This is a genomic window from Halorubrum halophilum (assembly GCF_000739595.1).
Lineage (GTDB): Archaea > Halobacteriota > Halobacteria > Halobacteriales > Haloferacaceae > Halorubrum > Halorubrum halophilum.
Genome location: NZ_BBJP01000081.1, coordinates 79,678 through 98,682 on the forward strand (window position 1 = coordinate 79,678; position 19,005 = coordinate 98,682).

General features: G+C 65.7%; 23 protein-coding genes. 12 read left to right on the top strand and 11 right to left on the bottom strand.

Features of this window, described 5'->3' with window-relative positions:
- The first annotated feature begins 5 nt into the window (after positions 1 to 5).
- The 8 genes from ACP96_RS16330 (at position 6) to ACP96_RS16365 (ending at position 6,574) form a co-directional block, all read left to right on the top strand.
- Positions 6 to 2,042, top strand: coding sequence for a type II secretion system F family protein (locus tag ACP96_RS16330; protein WP_050023227.1), 2,037 nt, complete (start codon positions 6 to 8; stop codon positions 2,040 to 2,042).
- Positions 2,032 to 2,571: a DUF7287 family protein gene (locus ACP96_RS16335; protein WP_050034121.1), complete on the top strand. Its 540-nt coding sequence runs from the start codon at positions 2,032 to 2,034 to the stop codon at positions 2,569 to 2,571. Before ACP96_RS16330 ends, ACP96_RS16335 begins: the two co-directional genes overlap by 11 nt.
- A 2-nt stretch (positions 2,572 to 2,573) precedes the next feature.
- Positions 2,574 to 3,206, top strand: a complete 633-nt coding sequence (locus ACP96_RS16340; RefSeq protein ID WP_050034122.1) for a DUF7288 family protein — start codon at positions 2,574 to 2,576, stop codon at positions 3,204 to 3,206.
- Positions 3,194 to 4,204, top strand: a complete 1,011-nt coding sequence (locus ACP96_RS16345; RefSeq protein ID WP_050034123.1) for a DUF7261 family protein — start codon at positions 3,194 to 3,196, stop codon at positions 4,202 to 4,204. Before ACP96_RS16340 ends, ACP96_RS16345 begins: the two co-directional genes overlap by 13 nt.
- A complete protein-coding gene (locus ACP96_RS16350; protein WP_237561702.1) occupies positions 4,197 to 4,748 on the top strand; it encodes a DUF7266 family protein in 552 nt (183 codons plus the stop codon). Before ACP96_RS16345 ends, ACP96_RS16350 begins: the two co-directional genes overlap by 8 nt.
- Positions 4,745 to 5,554: a DUF7289 family protein gene (locus ACP96_RS16355; RefSeq protein ID WP_050034124.1), complete on the top strand. Its 810-nt coding sequence runs from the start codon at positions 4,745 to 4,747 to the stop codon at positions 5,552 to 5,554. Before ACP96_RS16350 ends, ACP96_RS16355 begins: the two co-directional genes overlap by 4 nt.
- 67 nt (positions 5,555 to 5,621) lie before the next feature.
- Positions 5,622 to 5,942 carry a transcription factor S gene (locus tag ACP96_RS16360; protein ID WP_050023206.1) on the top strand — a complete coding sequence of 107 codons (321 nt, stop codon included), beginning with the start codon at positions 5,622 to 5,624 and terminating at the stop codon, positions 5,940 to 5,942.
- A 71-nt stretch (positions 5,943 to 6,013) separates the two neighbouring features.
- Positions 6,014 to 6,574: a hypothetical protein gene (locus ACP96_RS16365; RefSeq protein ID WP_050034125.1), complete on the top strand. Its 561-nt coding sequence runs from the start codon at positions 6,014 to 6,016 to the stop codon at positions 6,572 to 6,574.
- On the opposite strand, the gene ACP96_RS16370 is transcribed toward ACP96_RS16365, so the two are convergent.
- From ACP96_RS16370 to ACP96_RS16385, 4 genes are all read right to left on the bottom strand, one after another.
- Positions 6,571 to 7,125 carry a DUF7332 family protein gene (locus ACP96_RS16370; RefSeq protein ID WP_050034126.1) on the bottom strand — a complete coding sequence of 185 codons (555 nt, stop codon included), beginning with the start codon at positions 7,123 to 7,125 and terminating at the stop codon, positions 6,571 to 6,573. The two genes, ACP96_RS16365 and ACP96_RS16370, sit on opposite strands and share 4 nt — an antisense overlap.
- A gap of 117 nt (positions 7,126 to 7,242) precedes the next feature.
- Positions 7,243 to 7,614, bottom strand: a complete 372-nt coding sequence (locus ACP96_RS16375; protein WP_050034127.1) for a methylglyoxal synthase — start codon at positions 7,612 to 7,614, stop codon at positions 7,243 to 7,245.
- A gap of 32 nt (positions 7,615 to 7,646) precedes the next feature.
- Entirely contained in the window at positions 7,647 to 9,416 is a 1,770-nt protein-coding gene (locus ACP96_RS16380) for a histidine kinase N-terminal 7TM domain-containing protein (RefSeq protein ID WP_082222606.1), read from the bottom strand.
- A gap of 498 nt (positions 9,417 to 9,914) precedes the next feature.
- Positions 9,915 to 11,840: a beta-CASP ribonuclease aCPSF1 gene (locus ACP96_RS16385; RefSeq protein WP_050034129.1), complete on the bottom strand. Its 1,926-nt coding sequence runs from the start codon at positions 11,838 to 11,840 to the stop codon at positions 9,915 to 9,917.
- 226 nt (positions 11,841 to 12,066) lie between these two features.
- On the opposite strand from ACP96_RS16385, the gene ACP96_RS16390 reads away from it, so the two are divergent.
- A complete protein-coding gene (locus ACP96_RS16390) occupies positions 12,067 to 12,573 on the top strand; it encodes a hypothetical protein (RefSeq protein WP_050034130.1) in 507 nt (168 codons plus the stop codon).
- 2 nt (positions 12,574 to 12,575) lie between these two features.
- Here the strand turns inward: ACP96_RS16390 and ACP96_RS16395 are convergent, their stop codons facing one another.
- Positions 12,576 to 13,490: an SDR family oxidoreductase gene (locus ACP96_RS16395; protein WP_050034131.1), complete on the bottom strand. Its 915-nt coding sequence runs from the start codon at positions 13,488 to 13,490 to the stop codon at positions 12,576 to 12,578.
- Between the two features lie 411 nt (positions 13,491 to 13,901).
- Here ACP96_RS16395 and ACP96_RS16400 point away from each other — a divergent pair, with 411 nt between their 5' ends.
- Positions 13,902 to 14,171: a UPF0058 family protein gene (locus ACP96_RS16400; protein WP_080509883.1), complete on the top strand. Its 270-nt coding sequence runs from the start codon at positions 13,902 to 13,904 to the stop codon at positions 14,169 to 14,171.
- Positions 14,172 to 14,224: 53 nt separating this feature from the next.
- Here ACP96_RS16400 and ACP96_RS16405 read toward each other — a convergent pair whose 3' ends face one another.
- Positions 14,225 to 14,494 (bottom strand): HalOD1 output domain-containing protein, encoded by a 270-nt coding sequence (locus ACP96_RS16405; RefSeq protein WP_050034132.1) that lies wholly within the window; start codon positions 14,492 to 14,494, stop codon positions 14,225 to 14,227.
- A gap of 112 nt (positions 14,495 to 14,606) precedes the next feature.
- Between ACP96_RS16405 and ACP96_RS19055 the strand changes: the two genes are divergently transcribed.
- Entirely contained in the window at positions 14,607 to 14,903 is a 297-nt protein-coding gene (locus ACP96_RS19055) for a HalOD1 output domain-containing protein (RefSeq protein ID WP_160298111.1), read from the top strand.
- Between the two features lie 235 nt (positions 14,904 to 15,138).
- Here the strand turns inward: ACP96_RS19055 and ACP96_RS16410 are convergent, their stop codons facing one another.
- From ACP96_RS16410 to ACP96_RS16430, 5 genes are all read right to left on the bottom strand, one after another.
- Positions 15,139 to 15,726: a response regulator gene (locus tag ACP96_RS16410; RefSeq protein ID WP_082222607.1), complete on the bottom strand. Its 588-nt coding sequence runs from the start codon at positions 15,724 to 15,726 to the stop codon at positions 15,139 to 15,141.
- 221 nt (positions 15,727 to 15,947) lie between these two features.
- Positions 15,948 to 16,751 (bottom strand): archaeal proteasome endopeptidase complex subunit alpha, encoded by an 804-nt coding sequence (gene psmA / locus ACP96_RS16415; protein ID WP_050034133.1) that lies wholly within the window; start codon positions 16,749 to 16,751, stop codon positions 15,948 to 15,950.
- 4 nt (positions 16,752 to 16,755) lie between these two features.
- Positions 16,756 to 17,235, bottom strand: coding sequence for an Rpp14/Pop5 family protein (locus ACP96_RS16420; RefSeq protein WP_050034134.1), 480 nt, complete (start codon positions 17,233 to 17,235; stop codon positions 16,756 to 16,758).
- 9 nt (positions 17,236 to 17,244) lie between these two features.
- Positions 17,245 to 17,874, bottom strand: coding sequence for a class I SAM-dependent methyltransferase (locus tag ACP96_RS16425; RefSeq protein ID WP_050034135.1), 630 nt, complete (start codon positions 17,872 to 17,874; stop codon positions 17,245 to 17,247).
- On the bottom strand, positions 17,858 to 18,589 hold the full coding sequence (locus ACP96_RS16430) for an RNase P subunit p30 family protein (protein WP_050034136.1): 732 nt from the start codon (positions 18,587 to 18,589) through the stop codon (positions 17,858 to 17,860). Before ACP96_RS16430 ends, ACP96_RS16425 begins: the two co-directional genes overlap by 17 nt.
- A gap of 79 nt (positions 18,590 to 18,668) precedes the next feature.
- Here ACP96_RS16430 and ACP96_RS16435 point away from each other — a divergent pair, with 79 nt between their 5' ends.
- Positions 18,669 to 18,953 carry a DUF357 domain-containing protein gene (locus ACP96_RS16435; RefSeq protein WP_050026325.1) on the top strand — a complete coding sequence of 95 codons (285 nt, stop codon included), beginning with the start codon at positions 18,669 to 18,671 and terminating at the stop codon, positions 18,951 to 18,953.
- Positions 18,954 to 19,005 lie beyond the last annotated feature (52 nt).

A 19,005-nucleotide genomic window follows, 5' to 3' on the forward strand; every position in this document is an offset into this window, starting at 1 on the left:
GTCGCGTGAGCCTCGACACGGGCGTCGGCGACGGCTCCGTCGACGGGAACCTCCTCGCGGAGCTGTTCTACCCGGTCTTCGAGCTGCTCTTCGACGCCGACGGCGACTTCGTCGGCGACGTGGAACGCAAGCTCGCGGAGGCGCGCATGCCGGACCAGGTGGAGATGTACGTCTCCCGAGCGCTCGGGGTCGGCCTGCTCGTGGGCGGGACCCTCTGGGCGCTCGGAACCCTGACCGGCTACGGCGTGTTCTCGCTCGGGCTGATCGATCCCGACGCGCTCTCGCTCGGGATGCCCGCGCCCACGCCGGCAGTCCGGGAGTTCCTGCGGTCGCTCGTCGTGCCCGCCGCGGTCCTCGTCAGCGGGCTCGTGTTCGGCTCGCTCGGGTTCGCGATCGGCTTCGGGGGCGTGGTCGCGATCCCTTATTCGCGGGCGTCGGCGCGGGAACGCGAGATCAACCTCCTCCTCGCGGACTCGGTGTCGTTCATGTACGCGCTGTCGGTCGGCGGGCTCAACCAGCTTGAGATCCTGCGCTCGATGGCGACGGCGGAAGACACCTACGGCGAGGTGTCCCGCGAGTTCCAGAGCATCGTCAACGAGACGGAGTACTTCGGTACCGACTACCGGAACGCGATCCGCCAGCAGTCGATGGAGACCCCCTCCGACGAGCTCTCGCAGTTCCTCGCGGACATGCTCTCCATCGTCAACTCCGGCGGCGACATGGAGAGCTTCCTGAAGGACAAAAAGGAGAAACATCTCCGCACGTCGAAACAGGAGCGCGAGATGACGTTGGAGACGCTGGAGCTGTTCGGCGAGATGTACATGACGCTGTCGCTGTTCCCGCTCCTCCTCATCATCATCCTCGTCATCATGGGGATGATGGGCGAGTCCGACGAGCGTCTGCTGTACGCGACCGTCTACGCCCTCATCCCGCTGACCGGCGTCGGCTTCCTCGTGCTCGTCTCCACCGTCAAGCAGGACGAGCCCGGAGACGGCTACCTCCGTCCCGACGGCGGCAGCGATCGGCTCCGGCAGACGAGCAAAGAGGGGCTGCTTCACTTCGGGCTGATCGAGGCGTTCGTAGGTCGGTTCGGCGTCTTCGACCGGATCCGCGACCGCGAGGGGACGTACAAGACCAAGCAGATCGTCTCCGCGCCGCACCTGTTTCTCCGGGACAACCCGCTGTACACGCTCGCGTTGACCGTTCCGGCCGCGCTCGTCATCGTCGGCGTCGCGGTCGGCTCGGGGAACGCGCCGACGACCTTCGACGGGTGGGTTGACCGTCCGGTGTGGTCGACGTTCATCTGGGTGTACCTCCCCGCATACCTCGTGTTGACGCCGCTCGCGGTGTTCCACGAGTGGAGCCAGCGGTCCAAGCGGGCGATCACGGGAAAGCTCTCGGAGAGCCTGCGGAAGCTCTCCTCAGCGAACGACACCGGACAGACCCTGCTCGAATCGGTGGAGACGGTCTCGGAGACGTCGAGCGGGAAGCTCGCCGAGGAGTTCGAGGTGGTCCACGAGAAGGTGAACTATGGGATGAGCCTGCGGGACGCTTTGGTGGAGTTCAACAACAAGTACGCGGTCCCTCGGCTCGCTCGGACGGTGAAACTCATCTCGGAGGCGCAGGAGGCCTCCTCGCAGATCACGGACGTGTTGACAACGGCGGCGCAGGCCTCCGAGAACCAGGACGACATCGAGCGCAATCGGATCTCTCAGACCCGGATGCAGGTGGCGATCATCGTGATGACGTACGTCACCCTGCTCGGCGTGATGGCGATCCTTCAGACCCAGTTCATCGACGTGATGGGCGGGCTCTCCTCGCAGGCCGACGGCGGCGGTGCAGGGGGCGGCGCCGGCTTCGGGGGCGGCGGCGGCGTCGATCCAGAGGTGCTCTCGCTGCTGTTCTTCCACGCCGTGACGCTGCAGGCGGTCCTCTCCGGGTTCATCAGCGGGTACATCCGGAACGCCGACATCATCTCCGGCGTCAAGTTCGCCGTGGTCCTGATGACGCTCGCGCTGGGGGTGTGGATCTATGTGGGATGAGGAGTCCCGGGCGCAGACTCCGATCGACTTCGCGGTCGGCGCGGGCGTGTTCCTGTTGACGCTCGCGTTCGTGATCGCCTTCGTTCCGACGCTCTTCGACCCGTTCTCCGTGGCTGAGACGGCCTCGCCGCTGGTGAGCGACCGCGTCGCGGCCGGCGTCGCCGGCGATCTGCTCGCGGCGTCGCCCGCGGAACCGGGCGTGTTGTCGCCGGCCTGTACGGTCGCCTTCTTCGAATCGGACGCGGCGCTCGGGAGCGACGCCGACTGTCATCCCGCCGTCGCCGAGAGCCCGGCGACCCACTTCGGGATCGACGGCGACGTGCAGGTGGTGATCCACGCCCCCGACGAGCGAAACCCGAGCACGAGTGCGTCGAATCTCTCGATCACGACGCGTCACGGACAGTTCGACGTGGAGCCCAACCGAACTACCGCCGATCCCGCCGACGCGGCCGCCGAAGACGTCACCGTCTCACAGCGACTCGTCTCGATCGACGGGACGCAGTACCGGCTCACGGTGCGGGTGTGGTGACCATGAACTCGATCAACGACGGAAACGACCGCGCGCAGGCGCACACCCTTGAGGCGTTCGCGGCCGCGATCCTGCTCGTCGCGGGGCTCACGTTCGCTCTCCAGGCGACGGCCGTAACGCCGCTTTCGGCCAGCACGTCGAATCAGCACATCGAGAACCAACAGCGCGCGCTCGCGGGCGATCTGCTCGCGACGAGCGCCGAGAACGGCGACCTCGAGGCGGCGCTGCTCTACTGGGACCCCGACGGCGGAGACGGCAACGGGACGTTCGTCGGAACCGGAGCGTCCGGGGCATACACCGGGGGAGGACCACCGAACACCTTCGGTGAGACGTTGAACCAAACGTTTCTCGATCGGACGATCGCGTTCAACGTGGTGATCTATCACGGCGAGCGCAACGAGAACCGGACACGGATGGTCAACATGGGGTCGCCGAGCGACAACGCCGTGACAGCCACACGGTCGGTCGGGCTCCCAGACGGCGCGAACCTGACTGCCCCCGGCCATCGGGACACGACGCTCCGTCGGCTGGCGGACGACACCGATCCCGGCGCGTTCTACGTCGAAGACGACGTCGTCGCGGACACCGCGATGTACGACTACGTGGAGGTGAGGATCGTCGTATGGCGGATGTGAGTCCACCACCCCGTGACGGCGACGAGACGGGGACGACTGCGGAGCGCCCCCGCGACGAGCGCCGCCGTGATGCGGACCGCTTCCGCGACGCGGATCGGGGTCAGCTCCTGTTGGTCGCCGGGCTGGTCATGGCCGTCTCGCTGGTGACGCTCGTGGTCCTGTTGAACGCGAGCATCTACAGCGAGAACCTCGCGACGCGCGGCGTTGAGGCCGCCGACGGTGAGCCTCTTGAGTTCAGGGCGTCCGCTGTCGATGGAACCGGCGCCTTGATCGACGCGACGAACCGGCGACGGTTCGGTGACTACGACACGACATCGAACGAGGTCGAACGCGGTGTCGACGACCTCGATCGACGGCTCGGACGGTCGTCGGCGAGACGCGGCGGCGTCTCTCACCTCGACCTGACCGGAGATAAACTCCGAGAGGGCAGATACGTCACGGGGACGGTGAACGACTCGGCCGCGATCCATGACGTGGAGCGGATGCGAGCGTTCGATATCGCGATCGACGAGTCGTCGCTCTCGAATGCGAACGCGTCAACCGCTTCGGAGACGGCCGCCACTGTCGTCTTCAACCGAACCGGAGCGAACACGACCCACGAGGTGTACGTGTACGCACCGATTGACGGGTCCGCCGCCGCGATCGCGACCGCAACCAACGGAACGAACGCGACGGAGCGATGTCGACTGGACGCGGTCGACGGCGACCGCCTGCCGATCGGTCTCACTGCCGGAACGATAGGCGACAAGCCGTGTCCCGGGATCTGGCCGTCGGACCTACGCGGGGAGACAGACGCGTACGACATCGAGTTCGAGAACACCGACGGTACCGACACCGAGATGACCGCGACCGCGCTCACGACGATGGATCCGGTTGGTCCGCTGGCCGACGGGTCGACGCCGGCCGTGTACGACGCCACGCTTCGCCTTCGATACCGGACCGCAGATATCCGGTTCGACACGACCGTTCGGGTCGCGCCGGGTGAGCCGAATGAGTGACGCGGACGCCGCGGTCGACGACCGCCCCGTTTCGGACGGATCGTCGGAGGCCGGCGGTCGAGTACCGCTCGTCGCCGACGAGCGTGGCGTGAGCGTCACCGTCGGCTACGTGTTGACGCTCGCGATCGGCGCGCTGTTGCTCTCCGGAGTCGTCATCGCCGTCGGCGGCGTGATCGACGGACAGACGCAACGGACCGTCGAGAGCGAGCTGTCCGTTGCCGGCCAGATCGCCGTCGCGAACGTGGAAAGCGCCGATCGGTTCGCGCGCGCGGCAGAGGCCGACCGGCCGGAAAGCGAGGGAACGGTGAACGTCGTCGTCGAGGCTGACCTCCCGAGTCGGGTCGCGGGGAGGGGGTACCGAATCGAGATCGACTCTGAGACTGTCCTGGTCCGGACAGATCGTCCAGACGTACGGGTCGAGATTCCGCACGCCGCGACCAGGAACGTGACGGAGACGACCGTTCGCGGCGGGCCGATCCGGATCAGCTACACCCTCGCCGACGGGAATTCCGGACCGGGGACGATAGAGGTGACAGAGCGGTGAGCGACCGAGACAATCGAGACGACCGGTGCCCGACGATCGCGATCGCCGACGGTGACCTCGGTTCGATCGCTGCCGATGACCGCGGTGTGAGCAACGTCGTGGGGTACGTTCTCGTGTTCTCGCTCATCATCGTGACGATCGGAACGGTGTTTACGGTCGGACTCGCGGGGGTGGAGGACAGACAGGAGGCGGCGCGCGTCACGAACGTCGAGAGGGCGTTTGACGTGTTCGACGACAACATCCGCGACATCCAGCGGTACGGCGATCCCAGTCGATCGACGGAAGTCAGGCTGAACGGCGGGAGGCTCGTTGTCGCTGACCCGACGACAGTGCGGGTGGAAAACAGTAGCGGGGGAACGGTAACGGAGCCGATCACCACCAGCCCGCTCGAGTACACGAACGGGGACACGACAATCGCCTACGAGGCGGGCGCACTGTTCCGGAGCGACTCGGGGAGGTCGACGATGCTGTCTACACCCCGCTTCGTCGCCGCGGACGGCAGGACGGTGCTCCCGTTGGTTCGGCTGTTCCGGGACACTGAGGCCGCGTCTGCTGGCGGCACAAGCACCGTCCAGATTGAGGCGCAAACGCCGAACGACGGCAGCTTGGGCCGATTCAACGCCACGGACGATCCGCACAGGGTTTCGGTCGAGTCCCCCCGAGCGGCGGCATGGGGGAGATACTTCGAGCGCACCGACGGGTTCGACGAGGTCACCGCCAACGAGACCGTCGCGAGCGCGACGCTCACCGAGAATGAGACGGTATACGTCCGCCGGATCGCGATCGATATCACGTTGCGAGAGTGAGTTCCGGATCGGGCGTGCGTTCGCACGCGATCCCGCCGTTTATATACGATCCGCGGTTGGTTCAGCCATGAAGTTCTGCGACGAGTGCGGATCGATGATGAAGTCCGGCGAGGGCGAGGACCACTGGGTATGCGGCTCCTGCGGCTACGAGATCGGCCGCGAGGAGGAGGACGATCAGTGGACCACCGAGTCGCAGGTGGAGTCGGAGATCGTCGACGTGAGCGACGCGGAGGACAAGGGGCTCCCGAAGACGACGGCCCACTGTCCGGAGTGCGGGAACGACCGCGCGTACTGGTACATGCAGCAGATCCGCTCGGCCGACGAGTCGGAGACCCGCTTTTTCGTCTGCACCGAATGCGAGCACAAGTGGCGCGAAGACGACCACTGAGCGCACCGAGAGGCGCCACAGCCCGCTGATCGCCGTTTCCTTTTAATTGCCTCGACGGAGAAACGCCCTCCATGGACCCTCCCGTGGTCCCCTCCGAGCGCCTCGCCGGCTGGCGACGCGTCGACGAGACGACGGAGCGAGCGTTCGCCGCCGGCCCCGTCTCGGTCGACGCGAGCACGGTCCGGTACGAGCGCGACGCGGCGGCCCCTCCCCGCCCGTTCTGCTTCGCGAGTCGCCTGCGGATTCGCCCGACGACCGCGCCGAACCCGGCTCTCACCGCGCTCGTCGAGCGTCGGGCGCGCTCGGGGTTCGGCGACCGCCTCGCCGAGCGAGACATCGAAGAGATCGAACACTGCGGCGACCGGCAGATCGCGGTCGACGATTCGAACGCGTCTCGGGCGACCCTCTCGACGTTTCGCGGCGTCGCACGCGTCGACGCCGAGAAGCGGCGCGTGCCTGTCGAGGCGCTGCTCGCGGTCTGGGCGGCTGGAGAGTATCTGCTCGGTGGGGGGGCCTATCCCCTCGGCGAGGAGGCGTATCCTCCGGGAGAGAGCCCGGCGGACGCGCGCCGAGAGCTTCTCGGAATCGTGAGGGGGATCGAGTCGCCGGGCGACCGCGACGAGTCGAATTAGCAGGGCACCGTGCCCGCACTCGATTCGATCGGCGACCCGTCGTCCCGGTACTCCGAGTCGTCGATCGCCCCGTCGAACATCGGGAGCCGAAGCTCGTAGGCGTACAACACGTCGAACGCCGCGAACGGGTCCACGCCGTTCGCGATCGCCTCGCGCGCGGTCAGCCTGACGCCGGCGCCGAGCGTCACGATGGGGTCACCGGCGAGCGTCCCCGCCGCCTCCATCCCGAACTCGTTGCCGGCGGCCGGATCGGTCAACACGGAGAGGTGGACGAGCGCCTCGATCGCCGCTCCCTCGTCGCCGATGGAGATCGGGTACCCCTCGCCGGCGAAGCACTGCGTCGGGGGAGCGACGCGGTCGGCAGGGGCCTCGACGCCACCGTCGTTCGAGCCGCCCGTGGCACCATCGTCGCCCGTAACCGCGTCACTGCCGCCCGGTGCCGCCGCCGCGGCGCCGACGAACCCCCCGCTCGCGACGGTCGCCACGACGAGAAGCAGCGCGACCGTGATCGTGGCGCGGCCGGTTTCTCCCGAGCGAGAGCGGCGTGTCATCGAGTCGGACTACGCCTGGCCGGGTAAAAACGGCGCGCCCCCGGTTATCCGGTCTGATACTCGACGCGAGGACCCGTCGGGCTCACTCGCACGCGCCGAGCGCCGTCGCTCCCGGGATCACGCCTCCTCGAGGAGTCCCTCGACGAGCAGTTCCGCGGAGGCGACGTTCGTCGCGAGGGGAACGTCCTTCACGTCGCAGACGCGGAGGAGCGCGGAGATGTCGGGTTCGTGGGCCTGCGCGGTGAGGGGGTCCCGGAGGAAGACGACGCCGTCGATCGCCCCGTCAGCGATCTTCGCGCCGATCTGGAGGTCGCCGCCGAGCGGTCCGGAGGCCTGCCGATTCACCGCTAACCCGGTCTCGTCGGCGATGCGTTTCCCCGTCGTTCCGGTGGTGACGAGCTCGCAGTCGCCGAGGGCGTCGGCGTGGGCGGTGACGAACTCGACCATCTCGTCCTTCAGCTCGTCGTGGGCGATGAGTGCGATTCGCATACGGGACGTACTCGTCGGTGGTTCTTAAAAGGTCACGCGGACCCGGACGATCGGTCGGCGGGAAGCGACACCGTCACCACGGTCCCGTCCTCGGTCTCGGTGAACTCGAGAGAGCCGTCCACCTCGCGGATGATCCACGTCGCCAGCCAGAGGCCGACGCCGCTCGTGTGTTCGAGGGGCGTTTCGGTTCCCCGATCGATCGGTTTGATCTCGTGATCGGGGATCCCCGGACCGTTGTCGCGTATCCGGAGCCGCACGGTGTCGCTCTCGCTGGGCTCGTCGGTCATTATCGAGACCTGTACCTGCGGCCGCTCGGCGTCGTTGTGTTTGATCGAGTTGGTGAGGAGTTCGTCGAGCGCCGAGACGACGATCCCGCCGGTATCGACCCACGCGGGCGTGGTGCAGTCGAACGAGATTGTGACCTCCGGATGCCGGCGGCACTTCGTCGCGACCAGCTCTTCGAGCTCCGCCGTGAGGTTGATCGACTCGCGGTCGGACCCGCCCAGACGACCCGTCAGATGCGAGAACCGCTCGTTGCGCTCGATCATCGTCTCGACGGTCCGCTCGATCGTTTCGAGGCGTCGCAGCACGGCGGGGTCCGTGATGTCGTCTCGGAGGAGCGACGCGTTCCCCCGGATGGCGGTCGCGTCGTTTCGGAAGTTGTGACGCAACAACCGGTTCAGTACCTCCAGCTGCTGTTCTCTCTGTCGCTGATCGGTGACGTCTCGGAGGCTGATCAACCGCCCGGTCAGCGTTCCGAAGCCGCGCTGCAGGGGCGAGACGCGCACGTCGTAGTAGCGCACCGCGCTCTCTTCTCTCCGTTCGATCTCCGTCCGGAACGCTCCAGTACCGTCCGCGTCTCCCGCCTCGCTCCCGTCCACGTCTCCGTCACCTGTCTCGCTCCCGTTCGCGTTCTCGTCGATCGCGTCGGCGAGATCGGGGAACGCCTCCGCGAGCGGTCGTCCGATCACGTCGGTCATCTCTCGGTCTAACAGCCTCTCAGCCGCCGGGTTACCGTCGACGAGTCGGTTTCGGCGGTCCACGATGAGGACGGCGTCGGTCATGCTCTCGATCACCTTATCCCGGGCTACTTCACTGACCACCGGAACGATGTCGAGCAGCCGATGTCGGACGGTGATCACGGTCAGCACGACGCCCGTGATCGAGAAGCCGATGATCGTCGTGTCGAGCGCCGGCGGCGTGGCGCCGAGGAGGAACAGTCCGTTACCGATCCACGGGGAGCACACCGCGAGCAGCAGCCCGATCGCCTGGCTGCGGTACAGGTGATCGGAGCGAACCAGCAGCCGGATGATCAGGACCGCGCCGACGAACAGGAGGAGGTACGAGTACGCCGTGTGGACCCAGAACGCCGGCCCGGGGGTCGATATCAACCCCGTCAGCGACCCGTACGACAAGAGGTCCGTCGAGGTCCGGAACAGCCCGTGGCTTTCGTTCGTCCAGATCACGAACAGCGCGAGCAGCGGCTCGACGGCCAACAAGAGCGTGATGCGTCTGGTCTGCCACCTGTATTGGCCAGTGTACGTAAGCACGAAGAGCAGCCACATGGCGATGACGACGACGATCCCGGCGTACTGGGCGTTCGCCCAGAACAGGGTCGCCGGGAGTCCCGGGCTCGCGAGCTCAGCGATCTTTCCGACCGCCCAAAAGGTGACCGCCGAAAGCAGGACCCCCAGGGACAGCGCGCCAGCGATATCCCGGTTCCGGAGCGCGACGACGGAGAGAGACGCAGACAGCACCGCAGAGGCGCCGATCAAGAAGACGTATATGAGGTGAGTTGACATATATATCTCGAGTTTCGCGTGATCGTCGACGAGCGTCCTCCGGCGCCGGCGAGCACGGCGGCGACGCTGACCGACGGACCGTGCGTCGGTCTCGCTGACGCCTTCCGTCTGAGGACCGCCGCGGGGAGACCGATCGCATCCGGACGCGACGGGATCATGTAGTTACGCTCTCAAGATGGAAGAAAAAGGTCCGCGTTAAAATATCTCGGATGATATTTGGGTTGGATAACCTCCGGGGGTGGGCCGCTCGAGTTCAGAGACGATCTTGGGACATAGAACGACGGCCACCACCCGTCACACACCGGTTCGGCACTGTCGCGCTAGCAATAGCTCACGGTCGGATCGAAGCCGTCGTCGACTCTCTCAACTCACGTCACACTTAACGCGACCGCATTTGGAGGACCTGAGAACGATCCTGAAGCGCCGCGCGCAGATCGCTGAGCGACTGGTCGGTGCGGCCGGGCTCGTTCGATCGGTACCGCTCCGTTCTGTGGGGCCTTACTTGAACCGGAAGGTCTCCAAGTTCTTCGGCGCGAACGTCCGCATGTTGTAGTCGTGGTACAGCGCCGACGAGAGATCCTGTACGGAGCGCTCGTCGCCGTGGACGCACAGCACCTTCTCGGGGCGCGGATTCATCGTCTTCACGAAGTTCTCTAACCCCTGCCGGTCGGCGTGGCCGGAGAAGCCGTCGACGACCTCCGTTCCCATTTCCAGGGTGAGCGTGTCGCCGCGGCTCCCGCCGCCCCAGCCGTCGACCGGGATCTCGTCCCAGCCGTTCTGGATCCGGCGGCCGAGCGTCCCCTGCGCCTGATACCCGACGAAGACGAGGTTGGAGTCCGGATCCGGGCCGATGTGGCGGAGCCACGACATGATCGGCCCGCCCTCGATCATCCCGGAGGTGGAGATGACGATACACTCGTCGCCGTCGGCGACGTCCTGCCGCTCGTCCTCGCCCGCGTCGATGTGGTTGAACTGGTCGGCGAGGAACGGATTCTCGTCGTCGTGGAAGATCCGGTCGCGGAGGTCGTCCCGGAGGTACTCGGGGTAGGTGGTGTGGATCGCGGTCGCCTCCCAGATCATCCCGTCGAGGTGGACGGGCATCTCCGGGATCTCCCCCTCGCGCATCGCCTCCTCCAAGACGAGCATGATCTCCTGGGACCGCCCCACGGCGAACGCCGGGATGACGACCTTTCCGCCCTGCTCGTACGTCTCGTTGATGACCTCCTTGAGCGCCTCCTCGGAGTCGGCCTGATCGGTCTGGTAGTCGTCGCGACCGCCGTAGGTGGACTCCAGAACGAGCGTCTCGACGCGCGGGAAGTCGTTGACTGCGCCGTTGAACAGCCGCGTGTCCTCGTAGTGGATGTCGCCGGAGAAGGCGACGTTGTAGAGGCCGTCGCCGATATGGAAGTGGGTGACGGCGCTGCCGAGGATGTGGCCTGCGTTGTGGAAGGTGAGCTTCACGTCCGGCGCAATGTCGGTCACGTCGCCGTACTCCAGCGGGATCGTGTGTTTGATCGCCTCGCGGACCTGCGACGACTCGTACGGGGGCGTTCGCCCGTCCTTGGCGGCGACGTCGAGGTAGTCGAGGGTGAGCAGGCCCATGAGGTCGCGGGTCGGTTCCGTCGTGTAGATCGGGCCGTCGTAGCCGTATTTAAAGAGCAGCGGGACCAGCGCCGAGTGGTCGAGGTGGGCGTGCGTCAGGATGACGGCGTCGAGGGTCGCGGCGCCCGCCCCGAGCGCCTCGGGCACTTGGAGGTACGGCACCTCGCCCTCCGCGCCGGGCTTGTCGCCGCAGTCGATGAGGATCCGCGTCTCGGGCGTCGAGAGGATGAAGGCGGCGCGACCGACCTCGCGACAGCAGCCGAGCGTCGTGATTCGGACCCACTCGTCGTCCGACATCTCCTCGCGGTGGATCTGCCGACCGACGCGTTCGAGGATGTCGCGGCGCTCCTCGCGTTCGTTCTTCAGGAAGCCGCGCACGTTCGAGACGGTGGAGGACTCAATCGGGGGCGTCCGAACGACCTCGGGGGTCCAGCCGACCTCCTGGGTGATCTCTCGGAGCGTCGAGCCGCGGCGGCCGATCACCATCCCGGGCTTTTCAGCCTCGATGACGACCTCGCCGGTATCCTCGTGGAAGTCGAGATCGGTCACGCCGGCCTCTTCCGGAATCACCGACTGGACCTCCTCCTCGGCGCGTGCCGGGGGGGCGAGGGCGCTCGGGTCCGGGCGGACCGTGATCCGCTTCCGGAGCTTGGAGGCGAGCCGCCGGATCAGATCGCCGTCGCCGGCGAACTCCTTGGGGTCGCGCGTGTACACGACCAGCTCCGGTCCCTCGTATTTCACGTCGGTGACCGTGATGTCGTTCGGAATCTCCTGTTCGATCTCTGATTTCAGGGTATCGAGTTGCTTATCGACTTGACTCATATCTCACCGCGGGTCGTCGCGATCGCCGTCGCCGTCGAGTCGTCTCGCGTGTCTGCACGCGACTCGGCGCCGAAGGTCGACCGTGACGGGGTAGGCATAGTGGTAGTACTGTCCGTAGGTGGTTCCGTGCGGGAACAGCCAGCGAAAACCCGCTTAGCTGATGATTAGCCCGGTCGTTATAAAACCCTTCGCAAATGGCAAACCCCTCGGCCGCGAACGACGGCGCATGCGTATCACCCCCGAGACGGTCAGCGACGAGCACGCATGGATCCGCGAGCGCGCTCCGGTCGTCGTCCCCCTGATCAACGAGACCCGCGAGCGGCTGGGCCGGCTCTTCGAGACCGAGGTCGACCCCGTCACCGCCGAGACGTACCGGCACGAGGTCGACGCGGTGTTCGCGGACGGCGAGGTCGCGGTCAACGTCGCCGGCTGCGTCGCTCTGCTTCGCGACCTCGACGTGGCGGGCGACTACCCGGGATTCGTCGTCGACGAAGTGCTTGGCCGCGAACTGGCCGCGACGATCGCTGGCGGGCGTCCCCTCTCGCTGCTCGCGCAGGCGACGTTCCACCTCGTCGACGTACGGGTCACGGAAGACGCGACCGCCGACGGAGCGGGCGCGGCTGGCGCCGACGACCTCGACGCCGCGCTCGCCGCCGGCTTCCAGACGCGGCTCCCCGGCTGGGAGTGGCGGGAAGGGGAGAGTCCGTTCGCGGTGACGCGGACCGACGACTGAGGTCAGCTTGTGAACTTCCGGACGAACTCGTACCCCCGATCGAGCACCGCGTCGGGGAGGAACCGCGCGAGCACGCCGATCCGGGCGGCGGTGCCGGGCTGGACCCGCGCCGGCGGCTGCGTCGCGCTCGCGGCGTTGACGATCGCGGCGGCGACGACCTCGGGCTCTATCGCGCCGGGCCCGTCGCCCCCGATCAGCTGCGTGTCCTCGAACAGCTCGTAGAACTCCTCGTAGGCGCCGGACCGGTCGAGTCCGCCGTCGTCGGTCCCGGAGCCGTCGGTCTCTCCGGCGTCCGCCTCGCCGTCCGCGTTCCCGGCGCCCGCCTCCCGCTCCGCGCGCTTCGAGAAGTTCGTCTTGACGGGGCCCGGTTCGACGACGACCACGTCGATCCCGTACTCCGCAACCTCGTTGCGGAGGGCGTCCGACAGCGCCTCGATCGCGAACTTCGAGCCGCTGTACACCCCGCCGCCGGGGAACGACAGCCGCCCGGCGACGGAGGAGACGTTGACGATCGTCCCGTCGCGCTCGCGGCGCATCCCGGGGAGGACGGCCTTGATGAGCCGGTGCGGACCGTACACGTTCACGTCAAACTGCTCGTGGACCTTCGCCGTCGGCACGTCCTCGACCGGTCCGAACTGACCGTAGCCGGCGTTGTTGATCAGCGCGTCGATCGCCCCCTCCTCGTCGAGGATGCGGTCGACGACGCGGTCGATATCGGACTGGTCCGTGACGTCGAGCGTCGCCAGCTCGCAGCCCGCCTCGCCCAGCGTCTCGATGTCCGCGGGGTTCCGCGCGGTCGCGTACACGGTCCACCCCTCGTCGAGGAACGCGCGCGCCGAGGCCCGCCCGATACCCGAGGAACAGCCGGTGATGAGTACCGTCTTCTGCACGCGTCGTCGGTCGTCCCCCGGCGGCATAACTCTCCCGACCGGCGGCGGGACGGCGGAACGGAGAGGGGTCCGTTGAGATCCGCGGCAAGAGATATACTTTGGCCCAGCTGCGTTCAATACAGGGGACTCACAGACCAGAGTCAGTCTACATCTCTCCCACTTCTGTTAGGAACGCCTTGCGAGATACACAGGATGCAGTCAGCACGGAAACTACATTATTTCTCCATCTGAATCCGGAACCAACCGATAGAACGTGCCTGCGTGATGATTATCCGGGTTACTATGGGGTTTGATGCCGTTTCACATATATTGGATTTGTGAGTGAGCGTGGCTCACGTCGGCATCTCACTCATCATTAACAGTGGCACACAGCTATCGCACACACATACGTCGATCATGATTCAGTGACGTTGGCAGGGCGCACGTTACGTGTCTGGAATGGAAGTCGAGGCGCTCATACTCGGGGGAGTTGAGATCATGCGCAAGAAAGAACTCATTTCGATTCACGCCCTGCTTTTGGAAGTCGCACAGTATCTGATCGAGAATGAAAACATGCCAGCTCGGCGGATGTCCACGTATCACGCACTTGGTGTGACTCCATTGGGCATTCATAAGTCGAAACAGGACCATTACGAAGCAATTACTGTTCTCATCAAGACAATCGAAGAAGAGTTCGAACAGACACCAATGCCACCTATTTCCCCATAATTACACGAGATAGCCGCGAAGTTACGCGGAACAGAATCCCTGCTTCTGCATACTTAGCGATGCGATTCGATTTTGATCATTGGGTTTCCGCTCGTATCGGCAGTGATGGTAGCTGTCGTGGTATCTGCCTCAAACTGGAGCGTCATCTTGAGATTCCGTTCCTGAAAGAGTCCATCAAGTGCGTCCGTGTTAATGTCGTCACTGATGACCCACTTTTGAGCGATTACATCCTCGTCGTGAGCCTTCGCAATCGCCGTTACGACTGCTGTACTTAGCTGTTCGCCCTCATCTGGCTCGTAGTAAAATTCACGTGTGTTTCCCACCCATACAGATTAGATGTTAACAGAATAATACTTCCTATTATAAATCGTGACTTTAATCGTATTGAATAGTATGTTGCTTATTACCATGTGAGGAGATCTCGATTGTAGTTACATGAGAACGTCTTCAGAGGAACCCCTTGTGAGTATCACTGAGGCTGTTTCCGACGCGTTGAACACGCCAATGGAAAAGTTACCTCCACTCTCTCAGTCAATTGACCTTGATGGATTAGTGGAAATTGTTACGGAGAATCGATCCCATGATGTGACGGTAACATTTTCTTACGCTGGTCACAGAGTTCTCGTTCACTCAGACGACACCGTCTATGTTCGCCCGATTCAGAACGACAACATAGGCCGATTGAACACGGTGTATTTTGACAAGGAGCAACCACGCAAAGGACACAACTAATTACTTGTCACCACTGACCGACCACTCCCTCCCGTAGACTGTCCTCGGTTTGTGTCCATTCGCGCTCTGTATCTTGCACGGCTATCGCAACTTTTCTCTGAGCTGGTAACATTCTCGGTAGTCAATACGCACTCCTCAGCGATCAGCTGTTTCAGATGAGAACGTATCTGAAGAATATGAGTTCAACAAAGCCTCTGTGTTGATTTTTGACTGAGAGGAGACTGAGCACCCGTTTTCAGCTGAACACTCCGTCTATCTTTTCCGTGGAAAACTCGGGGTACGGCTCGCCGTTCGGCCCCCATAGGTTGATCTCCTCCCGTAGGTCGTCGAACCGCTCCGTCAGCGCGGTGTATTCCGAACTGGCTTCCATTTCCGGGAGGGTCATCATCGATTCGAGTGTCGCCATTTTCGAGACGGTGGCGACGATCTCTCGCATCGTCTCGTCGTATGACGCGCGGACGAGCATCCGAGAGACGGCGTCTCGAATGTCTTCGCGGGAGACCGGTTTGACGAGGTAATCGTCGAACGGGAGGTCAAGGATGTCCGTTCCGGGAGAGATCGCCGTCACCATAACGACCCGACAGTCGATCTCGCGTTCCCGGATCGTCGCTAACACGTCGTCACCGGACATCCCCGGCATGCGCCGATCGAGCAAGACGACGGCGACGTCCGAACTCAGCGTCTCCAGTGCTTCCGCTCCGGAGTACGCCGTCAAAACCGTGTAGTCTTCGGCTAAAAATTCCGAATACAGATCCACTTCGTCGGGCTGATCGTCGACGATTAGGACAGTCTGGCGTTCATGAGTATCTATCGATTCACCCATATTAGTACACTATCTCCGAGAGCGGATAAGTATTCCTAGAATATCCAATTAAATTTATTGTCTCGTTCTTTCAGTCGTTTCCGTACGCCTCACGACCCTCCTGACTGACAACGAGAAACCCACTGGACGACCGGTCCGTGGTCTCCTGGACCGACCGATCGTAGCCAAAGAACCGAAAAGCGACGGTCGGAGCGTGTCTCCGTCGACCGCCAGCCGTCGCGTTACTCCTCGCCGTCGGTCTCGTCGGCGTCCGCGTCGCCGGACTCGGCGTCGGCGCCCGCCTCGTCCTCCTCGTTCGGGAGCAGATCGCGGTCGGCGAGGATCGCCTCGATCTCGTCGGCCGATCGCTCCGTGTACTCCTCGTCGTCGACCGTGATTGTGGCGACGCCGACGCCGTCGGGCGTCAGCTCGCCGTCGTTCGACTGCGCGAGGGTGTCGAGCGCGAGCCCGACCGCCTCGTCGACCGAGAGGCCCTCCTCGTACTCCTCTTCGAGGTAGTCGCGGAGGTCGCTCCGGTCGGAGCCGATCGACAGCGCCTGCCACTCGTAGGGGGTGCCGGACGGGTCGGTCTCGAACAGGCGCGGCTCGCCGTCCTCGATGCCGCCGACGATCAGCGCGACGCCGAAGGGGCGCGCGCCGCCAACCTGCGTGTACTGCTGGATGTGGTCGGTGATGTTCTTGGTGAGCGTCTCGATGCCGATCGCCTCTCCGTAGCGCAGGCGGTTCACCTGCGCCTGTCGGCGCGCGAAGTCGATGAGCTGGCGGGCGTCGGCGACGTGGCCCGCGCTCGCGACGCCGACGTGGTCGTCGGCCTTGTGCAGCTTCTCGATGCTCTCCGGCTCCATCAGCGAGGACCGGGCGCGCTTGTCCGCCGCGAGGACGACGCCGTCCTCGGCGCGGACGCCGACGCTTGCGGTCCCGCGTTTCACCGCCTCCCGGGCGTACTCGACCTGGTAGAGCCTGCCGTCGGGAGAGAAGATAGTGATTCCTCGGTCGTACGCCTGCTGTTGGGATTGGCCCTGCATGATATCACTCGGTGTCGAACGCCGCCGCGCCGACGTACCCCGACTCGGTCCGCACGTCGCACGCGTCATCGCGCACGACTGCGGACCGCTCGGCGTCTTCGAACGCGACGTCTCGCTGTGTCGAAGTACCGCCCGCGCGACCCATATATCTTTCCTCACAGGCACGTACCGTCCCCGAAATCCCGCGAATGCGGATTCCGACGGGGTCGTCGTCGACCTCGCTCACACACCCGATCACCGCGCGCGCGTCGTCGACGTGGCCGTGGCGGGCGCGGACGATCGCTTCGCCCTCGCCGTCGTCGTGCGAAAAGGATAGCAGCGTGAGGTCGGCGTCGGCGCTGCCGGCGTCGCCGAGGAGGTTGCCCGCGGCGTACCACAGCGCGCGCTGGAACGCGCGCCGCCGGATCTCGGCGTCGGGCCACGTCTCGATCCCGACCGCGAGGTACCGCCAGCGCGGCCGGAGGTGTTTGGGGAGGTGTTTCATCGGACTGGATTATTCCTCGTCCGAATCGTCGTCGAGTCGCTCCGCGACGATCACCGCCACCTGATCGTGGACGCGCTCGACCGCGGTCACCGCGAACCCCTCGGCCGTGAACGCCTCGACGAGGGTGCCGACGGTCGCCGGATCGTCGACCTCGGGACCGTAGAAGGGAGCGTCGGGGTCCGGGTCCTCGAAGAAGGCCACGTCGCCGAGGACGATCCGGCGCGCGCCCGTGTCAGCCATCACCCGGATCGCCTCGCGCTTCTCGTCGTCCGAGAGATGGTGGAGCGCGAAGTTCGAGGTGACGACGTCGACCCGCTGATCGGGGGCGACCTCGGGGTCGCGGAACTCGCCATACGCGAACTCGACGTTGTCGAGCCCGCGCTCCTCGGCCTTGCGGCGTCCCTCGTCCATCATCCCCTCGCTGATGTCGCGGGCGAGCACGCGCTCGGCGTCAGGTGCGAGCGCCAGAGCGATGGCGCCGGTGCCGGCGCCCAGATCGAGGACAACGTCGTCGGCGTCCGGGACGGCGTAGTCGATCACGAGGCTCGCGCAGGCGTGGTACTCGTCGCTCTTCGAGTCGTCGTACTCGGCGGCCTTCTCGGAGAAGCGCGCGGCGTGCTCCTCAACCGTCTTCTTCATACCTGCCCAGTCGAACCCCCGGCTCTATGAAGGCCTCGGAGCGACGCTCGCGGTTGCGGGCCGCGATCTCGCCCCACGCGCGGAGCCCCTCTTCGACCCACTCGGCGTCGAACCCGACCGCCTCGGCGGCGGCGACGATCTCGCGCGGCGCGCGGAGTTCGAGGTGCGACCGCGGGTTCGCGCTGACGACGTGGGGCGCGTCGTAGTAGGTCACGATCTCCCGGAGCTTCCGGAGGTCCGCCAGCGCGCGGACCCGCTTCCCGCCGGTCGCGCGGAACAGCGGGCCGAGGTCGAACTCGACGTGGACCCCGTTGTCGCGGGCGGCCTTCGCGAGGACGTGGTTGAAGTCGCCCGACCCGGCCATGGGGCGGACCAGCACGTCGACGCGGGGCTCCTCAACCGCGAACCGGTTGAGGCCGTCGTCGCCGCCGGCGACGCAGACCACGGTGCGGTCGGACCGGTAGTTGCCCACCGCGCCAGACGCGCTGGTGGCGCCGTCGGCGTCGATCTCGACCGCGTCGACGACGTCGATCCCGTACTCGTCGCGGAGCGCGGCGGCCTCCGGGGACCGGTCGTCGACCGCGTCCGCGCCGACCGGATCGAGCGCCTCCCGCGTCCGGACGACGACCCCCTCGTAGCCGTACCGCGCCGCGGTGGCGGCGTGGCGGGCAGCGGTCGCGTCGCCGTCGGGGTGGGCGTGGACGGCCTCGTACATGGCCGCCCGTTTCGACTCCGGGGATATCGAGGTTGCGCTTCGCCGACGGCTTTTTGACCCGCACCCCGGAACGGCTCGCATGGCCGCGGATCTGGAGGAGAAGACGGACCGCTACGAGCGGATGCTCGCCGACGCGCTCGCGGTCGCGGAGCCGCGCCCGCCGGCCGACACCCCGCTCGGCGAGGGCGCCGCCGACGTGCTGGAGATGGCCGAATCGTACCTTGAGGACGGGCGGCACTTCCGCGACGACGGCGACCCCGTCAATGCGCTGGCGTCGTACTCGTACGGCTACGGCTGGCTCGACGCCGGCGTCCGGATGGGGCTGTTCGCCGTCCCCGACGACACCGAACTCTTCACGACCTGAGCGGGGCGGGGTCGCCGCGCGACCGCGGCGCGGCGGCCCGTCGCGATCGACT

Bases quoted from the DNA above. Each gene is read 5' to 3' on its own strand.
- ACP96_RS16430 (WP_050034136.1), bottom strand. From the start codon at position 18,589: ATGTACGAGGCCGTCCACGCCCACCCCGACGGCGACGCGACCGCTGCC.
- ACP96_RS16395 (WP_050034131.1), bottom strand. From the start codon at position 13,490: ATGCCGCCGGGGGACGACCGACGACGCGTGCAGAAGACGGTACTCATC.
- ACP96_RS16335 (WP_050034121.1), top strand. From the start codon at position 2,032: ATGTGGGATGAGGAGTCCCGGGCGCAGACTCCGATCGACTTCGCGGTC.
- ACP96_RS16370 (WP_050034126.1), bottom strand. From the start codon at position 7,125: ATGACACGCCGCTCTCGCTCGGGAGAAACCGGCCGCGCCACGATCACG.
- ACP96_RS16400 (WP_080509883.1), top strand. From the start codon at position 13,902: ATGGAAGTCGAGGCGCTCATACTCGGGGGAGTTGAGATCATGCGCAAG.
- ACP96_RS16350 (WP_237561702.1), top strand. From the start codon at position 4,197: ATGAGTGACGCGGACGCCGCGGTCGACGACCGCCCCGTTTCGGACGGA.
- psmA (WP_050034133.1), bottom strand. From the start codon at position 16,751: ATGCAGGGCCAATCCCAACAGCAGGCGTACGACCGAGGAATCACTATC.
- ACP96_RS19055 (WP_160298111.1), top strand. From the start codon at position 14,607: ATGAGAACGTCTTCAGAGGAACCCCTTGTGAGTATCACTGAGGCTGTT.
- ACP96_RS16420 (WP_050034134.1), bottom strand. From the start codon at position 17,235: ATGAAACACCTCCCCAAACACCTCCGGCCGCGCTGGCGGTACCTCGCG.
- ACP96_RS16340 (WP_050034122.1), top strand. From the start codon at position 2,574: ATGAACTCGATCAACGACGGAAACGACCGCGCGCAGGCGCACACCCTT.
- ACP96_RS16385 (WP_050034129.1), bottom strand. From the start codon at position 11,840: ATGAGTCAAGTCGATAAGCAACTCGATACCCTGAAATCAGAGATCGAA.
- ACP96_RS16345 (WP_050034123.1), top strand. From the start codon at position 3,194: ATGGCGGATGTGAGTCCACCACCCCGTGACGGCGACGAGACGGGGACG.
- ACP96_RS16425 (WP_050034135.1), bottom strand. From the start codon at position 17,874: ATGAAGAAGACGGTTGAGGAGCACGCCGCGCGCTTCTCCGAGAAGGCC.
- ACP96_RS16380 (WP_082222606.1), bottom strand. From the start codon at position 9,416: ATGTCAACTCACCTCATATACGTCTTCTTGATCGGCGCCTCTGCGGTG.
- ACP96_RS16390 (WP_050034130.1), top strand. From the start codon at position 12,067: ATGCGTATCACCCCCGAGACGGTCAGCGACGAGCACGCATGGATCCGC.
- ACP96_RS16435 (WP_050026325.1), top strand. From the start codon at position 18,669: ATGGCCGCGGATCTGGAGGAGAAGACGGACCGCTACGAGCGGATGCTC.
- ACP96_RS16410 (WP_082222607.1), bottom strand. From the start codon at position 15,726: ATGGGTGAATCGATAGATACTCATGAACGCCAGACTGTCCTAATCGTC.
- ACP96_RS16360 (WP_050023206.1), top strand. From the start codon at position 5,622: ATGAAGTTCTGCGACGAGTGCGGATCGATGATGAAGTCCGGCGAGGGC.
- ACP96_RS16365 (WP_050034125.1), top strand. From the start codon at position 6,014: ATGGACCCTCCCGTGGTCCCCTCCGAGCGCCTCGCCGGCTGGCGACGC.
- ACP96_RS16375 (WP_050034127.1), bottom strand. From the start codon at position 7,614: ATGCGAATCGCACTCATCGCCCACGACGAGCTGAAGGACGAGATGGTC.